At 57.2% G+C, this 15,923-nt stretch carries 17 protein-coding genes; 13 read left to right on the forward strand and 4 right to left on the reverse strand.

The window, feature by feature from the left end:
* Positions 1-221 precede the first annotated feature (221 nt).
* On the forward strand, positions 222-872 hold the full coding sequence (locus tag MWU55_RS12355; RefSeq protein ID WP_246936474.1) for a GntR family transcriptional regulator: 651 nt from the start codon (positions 222-224) through the stop codon (positions 870-872).
* Between the two features lie 15 nt (positions 873-887).
* On the opposite strand, the gene MWU55_RS12360 is transcribed toward MWU55_RS12355, so the two are convergent.
* On the reverse strand, positions 888-1,604 hold the full coding sequence (locus MWU55_RS12360; protein ID WP_246936475.1) for a type 1 glutamine amidotransferase: 717 nt from the start codon (positions 1,602-1,604) through the stop codon (positions 888-890).
* Positions 1,605-1,688: 84 nt separating this feature from the next.
* On the opposite strand from MWU55_RS12360, the gene MWU55_RS12365 reads away from it, so the two are divergent.
* The 4 genes from MWU55_RS12365 to MWU55_RS12380 are packed head-to-tail and all read left to right on the forward strand — an operon-like array spanning position 1,689 to position 5,039.
* Positions 1,689-2,948, forward strand: a complete 1,260-nt coding sequence (locus MWU55_RS12365) for a cytochrome P450 (protein WP_246936476.1) — start codon at positions 1,689-1,691, stop codon at positions 2,946-2,948.
* A gap of 42 nt (positions 2,949-2,990) precedes the next feature.
* Positions 2,991-4,280 carry a glutamine synthetase family protein gene (locus tag MWU55_RS12370; protein ID WP_246936477.1) on the forward strand — a complete coding sequence of 430 codons (1,290 nt, stop codon included), beginning with the start codon at positions 2,991-2,993 and terminating at the stop codon, positions 4,278-4,280.
* Between the two features lie 26 nt (positions 4,281-4,306).
* Positions 4,307-4,618, forward strand: coding sequence for a 2Fe-2S iron-sulfur cluster-binding protein (locus tag MWU55_RS12375; protein WP_246936478.1), 312 nt, complete (start codon positions 4,307-4,309; stop codon positions 4,616-4,618).
* Between the two features lie 52 nt (positions 4,619-4,670).
* A complete protein-coding gene (locus MWU55_RS12380; RefSeq protein ID WP_246936479.1) occupies positions 4,671-5,039 on the forward strand; it encodes a VOC family protein in 369 nt (122 codons plus the stop codon).
* A 47-nt stretch (positions 5,040-5,086) separates the two neighbouring features.
* On the opposite strand, the gene MWU55_RS12385 is transcribed toward MWU55_RS12380, so the two are convergent.
* A complete protein-coding gene (locus MWU55_RS12385; protein WP_246936480.1) occupies positions 5,087-6,439 on the reverse strand; it encodes an aspartate aminotransferase family protein in 1,353 nt (450 codons plus the stop codon).
* Entirely contained in the window at positions 6,436-7,242 is an 807-nt protein-coding gene (locus MWU55_RS12390) for an IclR family transcriptional regulator (RefSeq protein WP_246936481.1), read from the reverse strand. The genes MWU55_RS12385 and MWU55_RS12390 overlap by 4 nt, the downstream gene beginning before the upstream one ends.
* Before the next feature lie 221 nt (positions 7,243-7,463).
* Between MWU55_RS12390 and MWU55_RS12395 the strand changes: the two genes are divergently transcribed.
* From MWU55_RS12395 to MWU55_RS12430, 8 genes are all read left to right on the forward strand, one after another.
* A complete protein-coding gene (locus MWU55_RS12395) occupies positions 7,464-8,357 on the forward strand; it encodes a tripartite tricarboxylate transporter substrate-binding protein (RefSeq protein ID WP_246937898.1) in 894 nt (297 codons plus the stop codon).
* A 90-nt stretch (positions 8,358-8,447) separates the two neighbouring features.
* Entirely contained in the window at positions 8,448-9,137 is a 690-nt protein-coding gene (locus MWU55_RS12400; protein ID WP_246936482.1) for a tripartite tricarboxylate transporter TctB family protein, read from the forward strand.
* Between the two features lie 7 nt (positions 9,138-9,144).
* Positions 9,145-10,785: a tripartite tricarboxylate transporter permease gene (locus MWU55_RS12405; RefSeq protein ID WP_246936483.1), complete on the forward strand. Its 1,641-nt coding sequence runs from the start codon at positions 9,145-9,147 to the stop codon at positions 10,783-10,785.
* Positions 10,767-12,134: an aldehyde dehydrogenase gene (locus MWU55_RS12410; protein ID WP_246937900.1), complete on the forward strand. Its 1,368-nt coding sequence runs from the start codon at positions 10,767-10,769 to the stop codon at positions 12,132-12,134. Before MWU55_RS12405 ends, MWU55_RS12410 begins: the two co-directional genes overlap by 19 nt.
* Positions 12,131-13,363, forward strand: coding sequence for a Tm-1-like ATP-binding domain-containing protein (locus MWU55_RS12415; RefSeq protein WP_246936484.1), 1,233 nt, complete (start codon positions 12,131-12,133; stop codon positions 13,361-13,363). The genes MWU55_RS12410 and MWU55_RS12415 overlap by 4 nt, the downstream gene beginning before the upstream one ends.
* A gap of 74 nt (positions 13,364-13,437) precedes the next feature.
* Positions 13,438-13,884, forward strand: a complete 447-nt coding sequence (locus MWU55_RS12420; RefSeq protein WP_246936485.1) for a 5-carboxymethyl-2-hydroxymuconate Delta-isomerase — start codon at positions 13,438-13,440, stop codon at positions 13,882-13,884.
* Entirely contained in the window at positions 13,835-14,260 is a 426-nt protein-coding gene (locus MWU55_RS12425; RefSeq protein ID WP_246936486.1) for a MarR family transcriptional regulator, read from the forward strand. Before MWU55_RS12420 ends, MWU55_RS12425 begins: the two co-directional genes overlap by 50 nt.
* Before the next feature lie 79 nt (positions 14,261-14,339).
* Positions 14,340-14,741, forward strand: a complete 402-nt coding sequence (locus MWU55_RS12430) for an acyl-CoA thioesterase (protein WP_246936487.1) — start codon at positions 14,340-14,342, stop codon at positions 14,739-14,741.
* 54 nt (positions 14,742-14,795) lie between these two features.
* On the opposite strand, the gene MWU55_RS12435 is transcribed toward MWU55_RS12430, so the two are convergent.
* Positions 14,796-15,842 carry a Hint domain-containing protein gene (locus tag MWU55_RS12435; RefSeq protein WP_246936488.1) on the reverse strand — a complete coding sequence of 349 codons (1,047 nt, stop codon included), beginning with the start codon at positions 15,840-15,842 and terminating at the stop codon, positions 14,796-14,798.
* Between the last annotated feature and the right edge of the window lie 81 nt (positions 15,843-15,923).

The following is a 15,923-nucleotide window of genomic DNA, read 5'->3' on the forward strand; positions in this document are numbered from 1 at the left end:
GATGTTCCCCGTGCGAAGCGGGCCGTGGGAACAGAGATTCTTTGATCAAATATCTTCTCGGAATTCTGAAACGAAAATAGGGCCAGCCCGCTATTAGGATATAGCCAGTCGTGGCGTAGGCTGGGCTGTTTGGCAGTTGCAAATAGTTTGCCGCACAGGAAAGGCATCACGGTTTTCTTTTGAAGGCTGGAATTTACGGCTGGATTTGCTTAACTCATCCCATGGCTGGCCAAACTGAAATCGTATTGAACGCAATCTTGTCCGGGATCGACAAAGGGGATTTGTCGCCGGGGGAAGCGATTGACGAAAACGCGCTGATTGCGCGTTACGAGGTGTCGCGTACTCCGCTACGCGAGGCGTTGCTTCGGCTTGAAGCAATGGGTTTGATCGTCCGCCCCCCGCGCAAAGGGGCCGTGCTGTTCAAGCCCAGTTTTGAAGAGTTCCTTGCGATCCTAGAGGTTAACGCCCAGCTGGAAGGTCAGGCGGCGGGGCTGGCCGCGCGCCGGATAGGGGCGGAAGGCGGCGAAAATCTGCTGAGTGTCGTAGAGGCATGCGAAAAACATGCGCTTGAGAAGGGCGATGATGACCCAAACGCCTATTACGCGCTGAACCTAGAGTTTCACAAACAAGTGGCCAAAGCGTCCGGCAATCCGTTCCTTCTGGACATGATCAAGATGAATGGGCGCAAGCTTTTGGCTTATTATCGGGCGCGCTATCGCAATCCCGGGGCAATTGCTGAAAGCGCGCGAGAGCACCGCCAGATCGCCGAGCTGATCTTGGCCCATGACGCGGATCGCGCACACGCGCTAATGTCTGAACATGTGCTGTTCGACCAAGTGACAGTTATGGATTTGCTGGCAGCACTTGGGTAGCCCGTTCAGTGCGGTTCAGGTTTGCGCTTGATTTGCGTGTTCAAAGAACCGCGCAATCCAAGATGCAAAAATTGGGCCATCCGCCAATAGACGAAGCGACTCGCGGGCATGGGTAATAACTTCCGCCGGCTTGTTATCTTCAAGTTCGTCGATCAATGCGCTGATAAATCCGCGTGTCATTTCTGGATGGTTTTGGGTGGTGAAGATGTGATTCCCGATGCGGAAGCCACCAATAGGGCAGCCTTCTGACATCATGATGTTTGTTGCCCCTTTGGGCATTTGGGTCACTTGTTCGATATGCGCGCCGTAAAGCCAGAAGCGTTTCACCTCGACCCATGGGGCAGCTTCAGTGATCTCCATCTCGGTCGACCCGAAAATCCAACCATCGGGGTTGGTCCCGATCTTTCCGCCCAAGGCTTTGGCGATGGCTTGATGGCCAAAGCACGCGCCGAACAGGGGGCGTTTCTGATCGTGCAGTTTCTGGATAAGATCGGCCAGATCGTTCATCCATGGCTCTTCATCTTGGACGGATGCCGGGCTGCCAGTGACTACAAACCCATCAAACTTGTCCAGTTTTTTGGGGAATTTGCCATCCTTTACCGAAAACACCGTGTACTTCCAGTCAGGACGCTTTTTTGACAAAAGCTCGATCCACTTTTCGCCGTCCTTTGGATGAAGCTGTGCGAATTCGCTTTCATCCGTGTTGGTCATCAGGATTGCGATGTGCATCATTTCGCCTCTTTACATAATTAACATGTTCTATAATATATTTATAGACGCGCTGCACACAATAGCAAAAACGCCAGGGAGGTGCGCATGACAGTCTGGACCCCAAATGATGATGGATTTGCCGATCTGTCCAGTCACGATACGTTCGTAAATGGCGCACCGCACAACACATTCGCACGCTTGCGGCGTGAAGATCCGCTAAGCTGGACCGATTGGGATGGCGGGGAAGGCTTCTGGAACGTGGTTCGGCATGCGGATATTACCGAACTAAACCGGAACTATGAACTCATGTCCTCGGCCCGTGGTATTCGGATGGAGGATCAGACCTACGAGGAATACCTGGCCCGTCGAACCTTTCAGGAAACCGATCCTCCCGAGCATATGAAGACCCGCGTGATGGTGGGTAAAGCGTTTTCGCGGCCTGTTGTTGCAGAGTTCGAAGATCAGATCCGCGAACTATGCCACCCCATTCTGGATGCCGCACTTGAGGCGGGCAGGTTCGACGCCACGAAGGTGATTGCGCGCCAGCTTCCCATGATGATGTTGGGGCGGATCATTGGAACGCCGGACGAAGACCTGCCGTGGCTGGTTGAGAAGGGTGACGCGCTGATCGCAAACACAGACCCGGATTTCACCGACCATGTGCTTGATAAGATGGAGACGGACGAATACCGGATGATGCCCTTCAACTCGCCTGCCGGGGCAGAGCTGTTCGACTACGCCAAAAAGCTAATCGAAGAAAAGAACCGCAAGGGCGACACGGATGGCGTGTTGCATATGATTATGAAGCCGGATCGTGACGGCAACGTCATGCCGGAACAAGAATTCCGCAACTTCTTCTGTCTGCTTGTTGCTGCGGGCAATGACACCACGCGCTATTCGATTGCGGCAGGTATTCAGGCGATGGCACATCAGCAAGAATTGCTGGGTCAGATGCAGGAAGGCGGCGATATCTGGGCCACTGCGCCGGATGAGATTATCCGCTGGGCGACGCCCGCGCTATACTTCCGCCGCACCGCCACGCGCGATCACGAGATGCACGGGAAGCTGATCCGCGAAGGCGACAAAGTGCTTTACTGGTGGGCCTCTGCCAACCGCGATGAAGAGGTGTTCGACGACCCCAACCGCGTTGACCTGTTCCGAAGCCCCAACCGCCATATGTCCTTCGGGCAGGGTGGCCCTCATGTCTGTTTGGGCATGCATCTGGCTCGGCTTGAGGTGCGGGTTTTGTTCGAAGAACTGGCGAAACGCGTGAAAATGGTGGAACCTGCCGGGGATCACAAGTTCCTGCGCTCGAACTTCGTGGGTGGGATCAAGGAATTGCCTGTTACGATGCAGGCCAAGTAACCCCAAAAGGGGACGACCCGGAAAACCGGGCAGGGAGGATTGATGAAAGACCGTTTGCGGGCCCTTTGGCTCGATCACCTGAGTATTCTGCGCGGCAAGTATCTGCCCGGGTCAAAGATTGGCACCAGCGAGACGCGGTTTTGCCGATCCACCTATGGTGTGCATTACGACAAGGACCTTCTGGACGCGCCCGGCGCGATGATGAAGGAAGGCCTGCCGGACATGGAGCTGCGCTGGCGGGCGGAAGACATTCGCGAGGGGTGGGAGGCCTCGACGCAGATTGTCATTGGCGACCTGTATGACCAAGACGGCGTGCCGTTGGAGCTTTGCGGCCGTCAGGCACTGAAACGCGCGGTTGCGGCATGGGAAGAGCGCGGATTGACCCCGATGGTCGGGATCGAGCTGGAATGCTTCGCACTGATGGCAAATGAAATCGGCCGCCTTGTGCCCTATGACGCGCCGGGCGGTGTGGTTTACGGCACAGGCCCCTTCACCGATCCGCTGCGCTTCACCGACGACATCTGGGAACGGGCTGAGAAGCTGGGTTTCAATCTGGAAATGATGACGGGCGAATATGACAGCCCTCAGTTCGAGTTCACCCTGACCTTTGATGAAGTGTTGAAACATGTGGATGACATTGTGCTCTTCCGCCAGATGGCCCGCGAAGTGGCGCTCGAACACGGGTTGGTCCTGACCTTTATGCCCAAACCGATTGCCGAGGCTGGTGGGTCAGGCATGCATATCAACTATAGCTTCCGGGATCGGTCAGGCGGCAACGCGCTGGACAATGGACCCGTGGGCGGGCCGGAGCATATGAACGATCTGGCGCGCGGCTGTATCGCGGGCTTGATGCATCACCACAAAGGGCTGGCCGGACTGGTCGCACCGACGACAAATTCGTATCAGCGTTTGCAGCCGGGATCTCTGTCCGGGTACTGGCGCAACTGGGGCGGGGATCACCGAAACGTCACCACGCGGATTTCTGGCGAAGGCGGCGCGAAGTCGCGGCTTGAACACCGAATGGCGGACGCGACTGCGAATCCATATACGGCTGTCGCGGCGGTTCTGCAGGCGTCCCTTCTAGGGCTTGAAAACAACTATCCGCTGGGCCCCATCGAAGGCGGTGACGGCTTTGATCGGACCGAAGCCAAGGAAGGCACGGCAGTGAACCTGAAGGCCGCCATGAAGGACCTAGAGGCCGACACTGTGCTGGGCGATCGCGTGGGCCGGATGCTGGTGGATAACCATATTTTCATGAAACGCAAAGAGGTCATCAAGACCCGTGATCTTGAGGGTGACGGGCTGCGTGATTTCTATGTGAACTTCGTCTAAGCGACTTAAAAACAAGGAGATACGAGATGAAAGTAACCTGGGTCTTGCCTGGGGGCGAGGAGGTTGTGGCTGATGTCCAGACGGGCGTGAACCTGATGGAAGCCGCTCAAGCGAACAATGTCGCCGGCATTCAGGGTGAATGCGGGGGCTCGCTGTCCTGCGCGACCTGTCATGTCCATGTGGATGGCGACTGGCTGTCGAAAACCGGCGCGAAGGGCGACTTTGAAGAGGCGATGCTCGATATGGCGGATGGTGAAGTCACCGATGCCTCGCGTCTGTCGTGCCAGATCGAGGCGTCAGACAATTTGGACGGGATCCGCCTGATCGTGCCGGTCTGAAAGCGGACTACCTTCCTTTGTGATAAGATGATCTCAAAGGGAGGATGATCTTATGCAATTGGGCGCGTTTTCTGTCAGTCTCGGGGTTAAGGATCTTGGCAAATCCAAGGCATTTTACGAGGCGCTGGGCTTCACCGCATATGCGGGAACCGAAGAGCATAATTACCTGATCATGAAAAACGGCGAGACGCTGGTTGGGCTGTTTCAGGGGATGTTTGAAGGGGCGATGCTGACCTTCAATCCCGGCTGGGATCAGAACGCTTCGAATGTCGATCCGTTTGACGATGTGCGCGCGATCAAGGCGCAGCTTGCCGCCGCAGGGGTTGCGATCACACAAGAACAAGGTGGCGAAGATGGCCCTGCCAGCTTTGTCGTGGTGGATCCCGACGGGTTCCCGGTTTTGATCGATCAACACAGATGAAAAAGGCCGCCCAATTCAGGCGACCTTTGTGCTTGGTGGCTGTGCAATCAGATCGCGGCAAAACCTGCCTTGAGCGCGGACAGGATGGTTTGCACATCCTCTGATGTGAGTACCAAAGGCGGAGACATGATCACGTTCGGGCCAGAGACGCGTACCATTGCGCCGTTTTGATAAGCGACCTCTTGCAGGGTGCCGATGCTGGCTTTGTCTATGGATGCTTTTGTGTCTTTGTCCGACACCAGCTCCAACGCGCACATCAAGCCGTGTCCGCCGCGCACGTCGCCGATGACGTCATACGCCGCGCCCAGTTCTTGCAACCCGGCGAACAATTCCGCCCCGCGGGCGGCGGCGTTTTCGTTCACCTTCAGACGCAGAGTTTCTTCCATACATGCAATCGCCGCAGCTGCCCCAACCGGGTGGCCTGAGTAGGTGTATCCGTGCCCGATGGCGGCCTTGCCGGTCTCGTCTTTCTCAAAGGTTTCAACCACATGGTCGGCAATCATCACGGCGCCAAAAGGGAAGTATCCATTGGTGATCGCCTTGGCGGTGCACATGAAATCAGGCTGAACGCCCCAGTAACGGCTCCCCGTCCAACCACCCGTGCGGCCGAAAGCGGTGATGACCTCATCTGCGATCAGAAGGATACCGTGACGCGAACAGATTTCGCGCACGCCGGGCATGAAGCTTTCATGGGGCGAGATTACGCCGCCTGCGCCCAGAATGGGTTCCATGATCATCGCGGCGATGGTGTCTGCGCCTTGGAAGGAAATCTCGTCTTCCATCGCTTGCAGGCAAAGCTGGGCGAGGCGCTCGGGATCGGTTTCATTGAACGGATTGCGATAGGTGTAGGGCGCGGGGATATGATAGCAGCCGGGCAGAAGGGGCTCATACTGCGTGCGGAAATTGGCATTCCCGTTCACCGAGGCCCCGCCCATATGGGTGCCGTGATACCCCTTCTTCAAGCTCAGGAACTTGGTGCGGCCCGGTGCGCCTTTCACCTTGTGATACTGGCGTGCCAGACGCAGCGCGGTTTCCACACTGTCCGATCCACCCGAAGTATAAAACGCCCGTGTCAGCCCGTCCGGTGCAAAGAAATCCCGCAGGATCTCCGACAGCTCGATCACCTTGTCATTGGTGGTGCCGCGGAAAGTTGAATAGTAGGGCAGGGTGTCCAGCTGCGCAGAAATCGCGTCCTTAATGGGTTGGCATGAAAAGCCAAGGTTCACGTTCCACAGTCCACCCACAGCATCGACAACTTCGTGGCCATCCACATCTGTGATTTTCACACCAGAAGCTCCTGTGACAATGGTTGGCGGGTTCTTCAGGCAATCGGCGGGATGCGCCATAGGGTGCCAGAGCGAACGGGCGTTCTTTTCTTTCAGAAAGTTGGAATCTTTCATGTCAGCTCGCTTTCTGCAGGAGGTTCTGCGGGGGAAAATGTTGGAAAAGTGTCAGGAGGGAAACCGCCCAGAACACGCGTTGTCCGGCGGGCAGCAAGGGCAAGTTCGGTTTGGATCGTGGCGCGCAATTCGTCCGTTATGCGCGAGACCGGGGCCGCCACCGCCATCGCGCCGATGCATTGCGACCCGGCGTCGAAAATGGGCACAGCGTGGGAATAGACATCCCGTTCATAGCCGCCGATCGACCATGCCATCCCACGTTTGCGAATTTTTGGTAGCAAAGCTTGAATGGCTGCAGGATCGGTGACGGTTTCCGGAGTGCGCGCGACTAGCGGTTTGCTTAGAATGGCGTCGACAAAGGGGGCAGGGGAAAAGGCTAGGACCGCCAGGCCCGAGCCGGTTGAATGAAGCTCTAGAACCTCGGCGTCTTCCATCATCACCATCGTCCCGTGCTTGTGTGCATAGCTATAGGTGAGGTTGGACAGGACCTCTCCGTTCAAGAGCGACATATGAGAGGTTTCGCCGGTCAACCCGCTGAGTTTTGTCAGCTCGGCCAGCGCCAGTTCGCGCATCGGAACCGCTTTTTCGCGTAGGGCTGCGAGTCGCAGAAAGGCGGGGCCAAGACGGTATTCTCGGCCCGCGCCGACCTGCTCAACGAATCCATGATCGGCCAGTTCGCCCATAAGGCGATGCACAGTGGCCTTATTGATCCCAGACAGGCGGGCCATGTCGCTTAGCCCAATCTGAGGTTGCGATCGCGTGAAGTAGTTCAATAAGGACAACGCCTTAGAGGCCGTACCCATGGTTTATTCGGTTCCATTATCTCAATCAACGCGACGCACGCGGATTGGTTTTTCGTTCACTTGTTCAATGTTTTGTTGACAGGAATCACTCCGGTCTGTCAATCTATTTTAAAACCAATGGTTTGAATAATGAACCAACAAGCAAGATTATCTGACGAAACAGGGAGACCGTCATGAACACCAAATCCATTCTGGCTGGCGCGCTGGCCGTAACCGCATCCATGATGGCTGCACCTGCCATGGCTGAATATCCGGAAAAGCCGGTCAGCTTCATTGTGCCGTGGCCTCCGGGTGATCTTGAAGACGTTCTGACGCGTATGATCGCTGAGGATTTTCAGGCAGAGTACGGCGTGTCGGCGGCTGTCGTGAACAAGCCCGGTGGCGGCGGTGGCCCATTCCCCGGCGCAATTGACGTCGCAACGGCCCCGGCAGATGGCTACACCATCGGCAGCTTCGTGCCCGCCGTGCCCGTCATCGGCCACGAGATTGGAATTGACGAACTGGCGCCTGCCAAGTTCGACCCGATTGGCATATTCTTGACCTATCCGTTCGTGATCGCCACAAAGGGCGACGCGCCCTACAGCTCGATGGAAGAGCTGGCCGCTTATGCGAAAGAAAACGACGTAGCGCTGGGTCACTTCGGGGACGTCCTGACACCAACACAGGTGACCAAAGCCTATTCGAAGAACGCTGGCTTTGAGTGGGGGTCGGACGCAGCCTTTGACGCGTTGGACTGTAACACGCTGGCCTCGGGCGACGCGGATGTGATCAACACCACGCTGCAACTGATCCTGCCTTGCCTTGACGACGTGAAGGTGCTGATGGCTGTCACCGACGAACGCATCAGCCTTGTGCCCGACACGCCGACCATCGGCGAGCTGGATGAAAGCCTGAACATCGCGCTTTGGAACGGTCTGTTCGTGACCAAGGATACACCGGCTGATGTGCGCGAGAAGATCGCCGCCGTCGCGTCCAAAACCGTGATGAGCGAACGTGCGCAGGCGGTTGCCAAGGAAACCGGCGCGCTGGTTTACTGGATGGATGCTGAAGCTTCGGCAGCACGCATCGCCACGGATCAGGAAACTGGTGCGGCGATCGGCAAGATCCTCGAATAACGACTGGACGAATAATACGCTCGGGGCTGGCTTTGGCTGGCCCCGCGTTACGCACAGACCGACCTTCTGGCGCAAGGAATGCCCTCTGAAATGAGCGATGAGATTATTGAACATCCTGATCGGCCCCAGCGGGGTCAGGTGTTGTTCGCGGCCCTGTTTCTGATTTGTGCGACGCTTCTGTTGGCGGCCATAGGGGATCAGACCAAGTGGCTGAAGGGAAAAGACTTTTTTGCGCAACCCCGGTTTTGGCCGGGAATTGGCGTGGGCGGCATGGTGCTGTTCACGGCGCTGCATTTCTGGCACCTGCCACGCAAACAACGCCGCCTTCCTAGGTGGATGCGTGAGGCAGATTGGTTCCAATGGGCGGAAAGTCTGTTCTGGGCATTTCTTGCGGCAGGTCTGGCACTGTGGCTTGGCCCAATTGCAGCGGCGCCGATGGTGTTTCTGGTCGCCGTGATCCGCGTTACATGGCTTTATCAACACTGGACGGACCGACGTGAGGCGAAGGTTTGGGCCTCGGTCTTTGAATGGGCCGGATGGTTCTTGGCCTATGTGCTGTTGGTGCCGATCATTGGCTACCTGCCCGTAACAATGGTGTTTGCCCCGATACTGACATGGCGGGTTGGGTATCGCTCGCGTCTGATGCTCTGGACGTCGGTCGTTTTTGCCGTTGTGGTCGTGCTGATTTTCAAAAGCTTCCTGCAAGTGAAAATCCCTGGGGCTGCGCTTTATGAATACCTGCCGGGCGCGCTGCGTTCGTTCTTTATCCTGAATTTCTGAGGGCCTCATGGATCTTATCTACGATTTCCTCACACAGGTGCAGGCCTCGTCATCGTACCTAGCACGATGGGACGTGGTGCTCGCCCTTCTGGTGGGCTCTGTCGGCGGTGTGCTGATCGGCGCAATCCCCGGTGTAGGACCTGCGGTTGCCATCGCGATCTTGCTGCCCGCGACATTTTCCATGGACCCCATCGTGGGGCTGACGGTGCTTTTGGGTATTTACGGCAGTTCGATGTATGGGGGCTCGATCCCCGCGATACTGATCAACACGCCGGGCACGGCGGTGAACGCGCTGACCACCTATGACGGCTTCCCTATGACCACGCGGGGCGAGGCACGGCGCGCACTGTCGCTGGCCTATAGCTCGTCTTTCTTTGGGGGCATCTTTTCTGTCGTCTGCCTGATCCTATTCGCCCCGATCTTGGCGAAAATCGCGCCCATGTTTGGTTCGCGTGAAATCTTCTTGGCAGCGCTTTTGGGGATCATTCTGGTCGTTACGGCGCATCGCAAACACACGCTGATTGCCGCCGCCATGGCGTGCTTTGGCATTTGGTTGAACACGATCGGCTTGCACCCGGCGAGCTACTCAAAACGCTATACGTTTGACCAAAGCTGGTTGTCGGGCGGGGTGAACCTGATCGTCGTGGTGCTGGGCCTTTTTGCTTTGAGCCAAGCCTTTACGCTGTTGCATGGCGACGACGAGAAAGTGCGCCTGACCAAGCTAAAAGGCAGCTTCTTTCAGGGTTTCCGAGAACTCGCCCGCCACCCGCGCATCGCGGGTATCTCGGCCACGTTCGGTGTGGTGATGGGCATGATCCCGGGCGTGGGCGAGTTCACCGCGCAGTTCATGTCTTACACCTATGCGCAGAAGTCTTCGAAACGGCCTGAGGATTTTGGACATGGCTCATCCGAAGGCTTGATCGCAGCCGAGACTGCCAACAACGCCGTCCCCGGTGCCGCCATGGTGCCGCTTCTGGCGCTGGGCATTCCGGGCGAGGCGCTGACGGCGATGATGCTGTCTGTCTTCTATGTCCACAATGTCATCCCCGGCCCACAGCTGTTCCAGAATGACATGGACTTTGTGGTTGCGCTCTACCTCGCGCTTTTGATCCTGAACGTGCTGGTGGTGGCTTTCCTTTTGGTGGCAACCAACCAGCTGATTAAAGTGGTGAAGATTCCCAATCGCTTTCTGGGCGTCTGCATCCTGATCCTCAGCTTCGTGGGCGTCTACAGCCTTCGCAATTCGCTGACCGATTGCATCGTCGCAGCAGCCTTTGGCATTTTCGGCTTCATCATGAAACGCATGCAACTGCCCGTCGTGCCCATCGTCTTGGGCATGGTTCTGGGCGGCATCATGGAAGTGAAACTGCGCAGCGCCATGGCGCGCGTGAAGACCCCTCTTGATTTCATTGATCGCCCCATTGCGGCGATACTGTTTGGAATGATTGTCCTAGTCCTTCTCCTGCATTTCCGCCGGGTTTGGCTGGACTACAAAGAAAGAAAGACTGACGAATGGCAGACCAGTCACGCATCAACGAGCTTTCCCGCAATCCTGTCGCGCCGCAGAAACTATATATTGACGGAGCGTGGAAAGAAGCTGAGGGCGAAGCGCAAGACGTTCTCTCGCCGATTGACGGACAACGACTGACCACAATCGCGCGGGCGTCCGCTGCGGATGTGGATCGGGCTGTGGCGGCAGCACGGCGGGCGTTTGACGATGGACGCTGGTCACGCGCAGCCCCAGCGCATCGCAAGAAGGTTCTGCACAAATTGGCGGACTTGATTGAGCAGAATGCTCTGGAACTGGCGGTTCTGGGCGTGCGCGACAATGGGACCGAAATTGGTATGGCCCTGAAAGCCGAACCCGGTTCGGCGGCGGGCACCTTCCGTTACTATGCCGAGGCTTTGGACAAAGTATATGGCGAGATAGCCCCGACCGCGCCCGGCATCTTGGGCCTTGTCCACAAGGAACCCGTGGGCGTTGTTGGTGCGATTGTGCCGTGGAACTTCCCGCTGATGATTGGCGCGTGGAAACTGGCGCCTGCACTGGCGGCGGGCAATTCGGTCGTGTTGAAACCCGCCGAAACCGCCTCCCTGACTTTGCTTCGGCTGGCCGAATTGGCCAGCGAAGCCGGATTGCCCGATGGTGTCTTGAACGTCGTCACCGGGGCCGGGTCCGTCACGGGCGAGGCGCTGGCCATGTCCATGGACGTTGACGTTCTGGTCTTTACCGGATCGGGCGGGGTCGGGCGGCGGCTGTTGGAATACTCGGCCCGCTCGAACCTGAAACGCTGCTATCTGGAATTGGGCGGCAAATCCCCCAACGTGGTCTTCGCGGACGCGCCGGATTTGGAGCAAGCGGCCAAGGTCTCGGCTGCGGGGATCTTTCGCAATGCGGGGCAGGTGTGCGTGGCCGGGTCTCGTTTGCTGGTTGAGGACAGTATCCACGACGAATTTGTCGAGGCGCTGTCACGCCAAGCCGCTGCCATGAAAGTTGGCAATCCGCTGGATCTGACCACCAACATCGGTGCTGTGAATAATCTGACGCAGCTGGAAGGCAATTTGAGCTTCGTGACGAAAGCCGTGGATGAGGGTGCCGAGATTGCACTTGGCGGCACGCGGATCATGGAAGACACGGGCGGCTATTTCATGGAGCCGACCGTGCTGAAAGGCGTAAAGCCTGAGCACAATGTGGCCCAAAACGAAGTCTTCGGGCCGGTGCTGGCCGTCACGCCGTTCAAGACGGATGAAGAAGCGGTCGCCATCGCCAATTCGACGAATTTCGGTTTGGCTGCAGGGGTTTGGACCTCAAACCTCAGCCGCGCGCATAACATGGTGCGCGACATTCAAGCGGGCGTCGTGCACGTGAACACCTACGGTGGCGCGGATGGCACCGTTCCCTTGGGCGGTGTCAAGCAATCGGGCAATGGCCATGACAAGTCGATGCACGCCTTCGATAAGTATTTCGACCTCAAAACAGCATGGATGCAGCTATGAGCGACAAGACAATTCTGGTCGTTGGGACCTATGACACCAAAGATGACGAGTTGAACTATATTGCCGATGTGATCCGGGCGCATGGTGGTGGGGTGGCGACGATGGACATCTCGGTTCTGGGTGATCCAAGCGCGCCGTGCGATTATTCCAAACATGATGTGGCCGAGGCGGGTGGTTCCTCTATCAAGGCGGCCATTGACAGCGGGGACGAGAACACCGCGATGCAGATCATGGCGCAAGGCTCTGCCGCTTTGGCGTTGAAACTCTACCGTGAAGGCGTGTTTGACGGTCTGATCGTGCTGGGTGGCACAATGGGCACGGACGCGGCACTGGATCTGTGTCAGGCGTTGCCGATTGGGGTGCCGAAATACGTTGTGTCCACTGTCAGCTTCTCGCCCCTGATCCCACCGGAACGTCTTCCTGCGGATGTGCAGATGATCTTGTGGGCGGGGGGGCTTTACGGGTTGAACTCGATCTGCAAAGCGTCGTTGTCACAAGCCGCCGGAGCCGTTCTGGGTGCTGCAAGAGCAGTGGAAAAACCTGCTACCAAAAAGCCGCTCATCGGAATGACCAGCTTCGGGAAAACCGTGCTGCGCTATATGGTCAGTCTGAAACCTGCTCTGGAGGAACGAGGGTTTGAGGTTGCGGTGTTCCACGCCACGGGCATGGGTGGACGGGCCTTTGAAAGCTTGGCCGCGGAAGGCGCTTTTGCCGCCGTTCTGGATTTCGCGCCGCAAGAGCTGGGCAATCACATTATGGGATCCACGATCTCTGCCGGTCCCGACAGAATGACCAATGCGGGCGCGTCTGGTACGCCGCAAATGGTGTCCATTGGCTGCTATGACCTTGTGGATTTTATCGGCTGGCAGGACGTCCCGCAGAAACTGGCAGGGCAAGAAGTGCACGCGCATAACCGGCTGCTGTCATCGGTGATGATGACACCTGACCAACGGCGCGAGATGGCGCGGGCCATGTGCACACAACTTGCAGGCGCGAAAGGTCCGGTGCACCTTATCCTACCACTTCAGGGCGGCAACGAATGGGATCGACCTGGTGGCCCGCTGCACGACGCCGAAGGGCTTTCGGCGTTTATCGACGAGATCCGTGCACATTGCCCAGACAACTTGACCTTGATCGAGCTGGACGCGCATATCAACGACGCCGCATTTTCGGATCGGGTCCTGGCCGAGTTCGATGCATGGGTCGCGGCAGGAACCGTATCGACCTGAGACAACTTGTTGCACCTGCAATGATTTGCAATTTAGACGAGACGGGTATTTACTACCAGTGTTAAGGAGTGAACATGCCACACCTGTCTTTCGAATACAGCAACGGGCTGGGCCAGCAAGCGGATTTGCCAGCACTGGCCGAAACCATACGCGCTGCACTGGTCGCCACGGGGCAATGCCCCATTGGTGGCATCCGCGTGCGTGGGTTCGAAGCTGACATCGACGCCATTGGCGACGGGGCAGGCGGGTATCACTTCATCGATATGATCCTAAGGCTTGGGCAGGGACGGGACGAGGCCACGCGCGAGGCCATCGCCGACACCCTATACAGCGCGGTTGAGGACGCGCTGCGCCCACAGATGGGCGACACGCCTTTCATTCTTAGTCTTGAGGTTCAGGAAATTGAAACCCGCTTCAGTCGCAAAGGCTGGAGCACGATCCACGCGGCCATCCGCGGAAGGACACAAGATGATGAAGAAACTCGATCGCGCGCTGCCACTGGCTCTTCTCCACGCCCGTGAGGCAACCCTCAAACCATTTCGCCACGAACTGGACCAGATTGGCTTAACCGTTCAACAATGGCGCGTGATCCGCGTGCTGGCCGAGGGCAAAGCCTGCTGCGCCACAGAACTGGCCGAACGCTGCGTCTTGATGCCGCCCAGCCTGTCGCGCATCCTGAAAACACTGACTGAACAGAAGCTGATCGAACGGGTCGAAGACAGCGACGCACGCCGACGTCGGGTGCAGATATCGTCAGTAGGTCGGGAAAAATACGCCACCATGGCCGGGAAAGCCGCGGACATCTACGAAGACCTCGAAACCCGCTTCGGAACCGAGAAGATGGAAACTCTGCTGGACCTACTGAACGAGCTTTACGACGTGGCAAAAGTGGCCTGATCAGGGTCGCAGGTGAAGACGCTCTTGCATGGGGTGCAGGGGCAGCTTACCCATGGGGCAACAAAGAACGAGGCCCCCAATGTCCAACAAGATGACTGACACCCAATCCGCCCCCGAAGGCGACATCATCCTGCGCACGCTTGCTATGCCAAAGGACACCAACGTGGCCGGGGACATCTTCGGCGGCTGGGTGCTGTCCCAAATGGATATCGCGGGTGGAGTGCTGGCTGCGGAATACGCAGGCGGTCGCGTGGCAACTGTGGCGGTGGACGCGATGAAGTTCATCTCTCCGGTCAAAGTGGGCGACGTTTTGTGTCTGTATGGTGAGGTCACGAAGGTAGGCAGAACCTCGATGTCCATCACGCTGGAAGCTTGGTCCGAACGTGATCGCGGCCGGTCAAAGCACAAAGTGACCGAGGGTGTTTTTGTGTTTGTCGCGCTGGACGATGAGGGGAATTCAACCCCCGTCCGAGGTAATTAAACAGGCGTTTCTGGCGAGTTTGATATAAAACCCAAACTGCATGACGCACTGAGCTTAGTGCTTACTAAGGCAAATCGCTTCGTAGGAACGCAAGAACCGTGCGGCTTTTGGGGTGCCAAACACCCCATCTTGGAACAGCTCTGGAAACAGCGTTAGAAGCTCTTCTTGGCAGTCCTCTGAAACTGCACCCATCGCGACGACACCTGGATAGAGGCTTTCGGTCGGGATACCCTCTGAGTAAATGATCTGATGGTGTTCGAATAGAACGTGGAAGTAGGTGATCATGCCACCCGGTCGGCGATAGATCGTTTCGCCATTCACAAGGTCAACCGCCCGCGCAATCACTTGATCCTCTCCAAATAAAAACTCTGCACGCCAATCTTTGATGACGACGCCGTGCTGGGGGGACACGACCAGCTCGCGGGTGTTTCCAAGAGCACCCTTTGTAATCACGACCGGCGCAAGCTTACCTTCTGCCGCAACCGTGGTCTGACCGATCCAAATCAGGGGCTGGTAATCCCCGGTCTGCGTCAACACCAGATCGCCGGGTTCCAGATCCTCAATCAGTGTCTGGCCTTCCTGCGTTTCGATCAGTGTCCCCTTGGCGAAGCAAACCACTTGCGCCCCAAGGTCCAAATGCAGTGCGCCATTGTCGTTCTCGACGATGGGGCCGACGGTCAGATCAGTGCCTGCGGGTGGAATGCCGTCCGGGAAGACCAGATAATAGCCATCCTCGCCCGCATCCTGCAGATCGTCATCATTATTCAGGTCAACATCAATCACGCCGACGCGGTAGACGGTACCGTCGGCGGCTGTGACTTCAAACGTATAATCCCAGACAACCTGCCGGTCGGTCCCGCCGATCTCGACCGTCTGTGCCCAGATCCCGCCGATTTGTTCCTGTGCCGAAACTGTTTCGTTGGTCACGTCGCCGTTGAAATTGGAGGCACCGTCGTTTTCTTTGACGGCAAAGTTGGTGCTTGTCCCGGACCAGCTCCAGGTACTGCCAATGGGTGGGCCAAAGTTGTAGTCAAACGCAGAGCCATCGATCGTGCTCTGCGTTCCAAAGATGGCATTCTGATAGCCATAATAGACGACCATGTTTCAGCCTCACTTCAGAAACTCGTCATAACGCTTTGTTAACGATAACATGAAATTCAGGCATCCGTTAGGCAGGCTTCT

This window comes from Aliiroseovarius sp. F20344, from assembly GCF_023016155.1.
Taxonomy (GTDB): domain Bacteria; phylum Pseudomonadota; class Alphaproteobacteria; order Rhodobacterales; family Rhodobacteraceae; genus Aliiroseovarius.

Bases quoted from the DNA above. Each gene is read 5' to 3' on its own strand.
- MWU55_RS12355 (WP_246936474.1), top strand. From the start codon at position 222: ATGGCTGGCCAAACTGAAATCGTATTGAACGCAATCTTGTCCGGGATC.
- MWU55_RS12360 (WP_246936475.1), bottom strand. From the start codon at position 1,604: ATGATGCACATCGCAATCCTGATGACCAACACGGATGAAAGCGAATTC.
- MWU55_RS12365 (WP_246936476.1), top strand. From the start codon at position 1,689: ATGACAGTCTGGACCCCAAATGATGATGGATTTGCCGATCTGTCCAGT.
- MWU55_RS12370 (WP_246936477.1), top strand. From the start codon at position 2,991: ATGAAAGACCGTTTGCGGGCCCTTTGGCTCGATCACCTGAGTATTCTG.
- MWU55_RS12375 (WP_246936478.1), top strand. From the start codon at position 4,307: ATGAAAGTAACCTGGGTCTTGCCTGGGGGCGAGGAGGTTGTGGCTGAT.
- MWU55_RS12380 (WP_246936479.1), top strand. From the start codon at position 4,671: ATGCAATTGGGCGCGTTTTCTGTCAGTCTCGGGGTTAAGGATCTTGGC.
- MWU55_RS12385 (WP_246936480.1), bottom strand. From the start codon at position 6,439: ATGAAAGATTCCAACTTTCTGAAAGAAAAGAACGCCCGTTCGCTCTGG.
- MWU55_RS12390 (WP_246936481.1), bottom strand. From the start codon at position 7,242: ATGGGTACGGCCTCTAAGGCGTTGTCCTTATTGAACTACTTCACGCGA.
- MWU55_RS12395 (WP_246937898.1), top strand. From the start codon at position 7,464: ATGATGGCTGCACCTGCCATGGCTGAATATCCGGAAAAGCCGGTCAGC.
- MWU55_RS12400 (WP_246936482.1), top strand. From the start codon at position 8,448: ATGAGCGATGAGATTATTGAACATCCTGATCGGCCCCAGCGGGGTCAG.
- MWU55_RS12405 (WP_246936483.1), top strand. From the start codon at position 9,145: ATGGATCTTATCTACGATTTCCTCACACAGGTGCAGGCCTCGTCATCG.
- MWU55_RS12415 (WP_246936484.1), top strand. From the start codon at position 12,131: ATGAGCGACAAGACAATTCTGGTCGTTGGGACCTATGACACCAAAGAT.
- MWU55_RS12420 (WP_246936485.1), top strand. From the start codon at position 13,438: ATGCCACACCTGTCTTTCGAATACAGCAACGGGCTGGGCCAGCAAGCG.
- MWU55_RS12425 (WP_246936486.1), top strand. From the start codon at position 13,835: ATGAAGAAACTCGATCGCGCGCTGCCACTGGCTCTTCTCCACGCCCGT.
- MWU55_RS12430 (WP_246936487.1), top strand. From the start codon at position 14,340: ATGTCCAACAAGATGACTGACACCCAATCCGCCCCCGAAGGCGACATC.
- MWU55_RS12435 (WP_246936488.1), bottom strand. From the start codon at position 15,842: ATGGTCGTCTATTATGGCTATCAGAATGCCATCTTTGGAACGCAGAGC.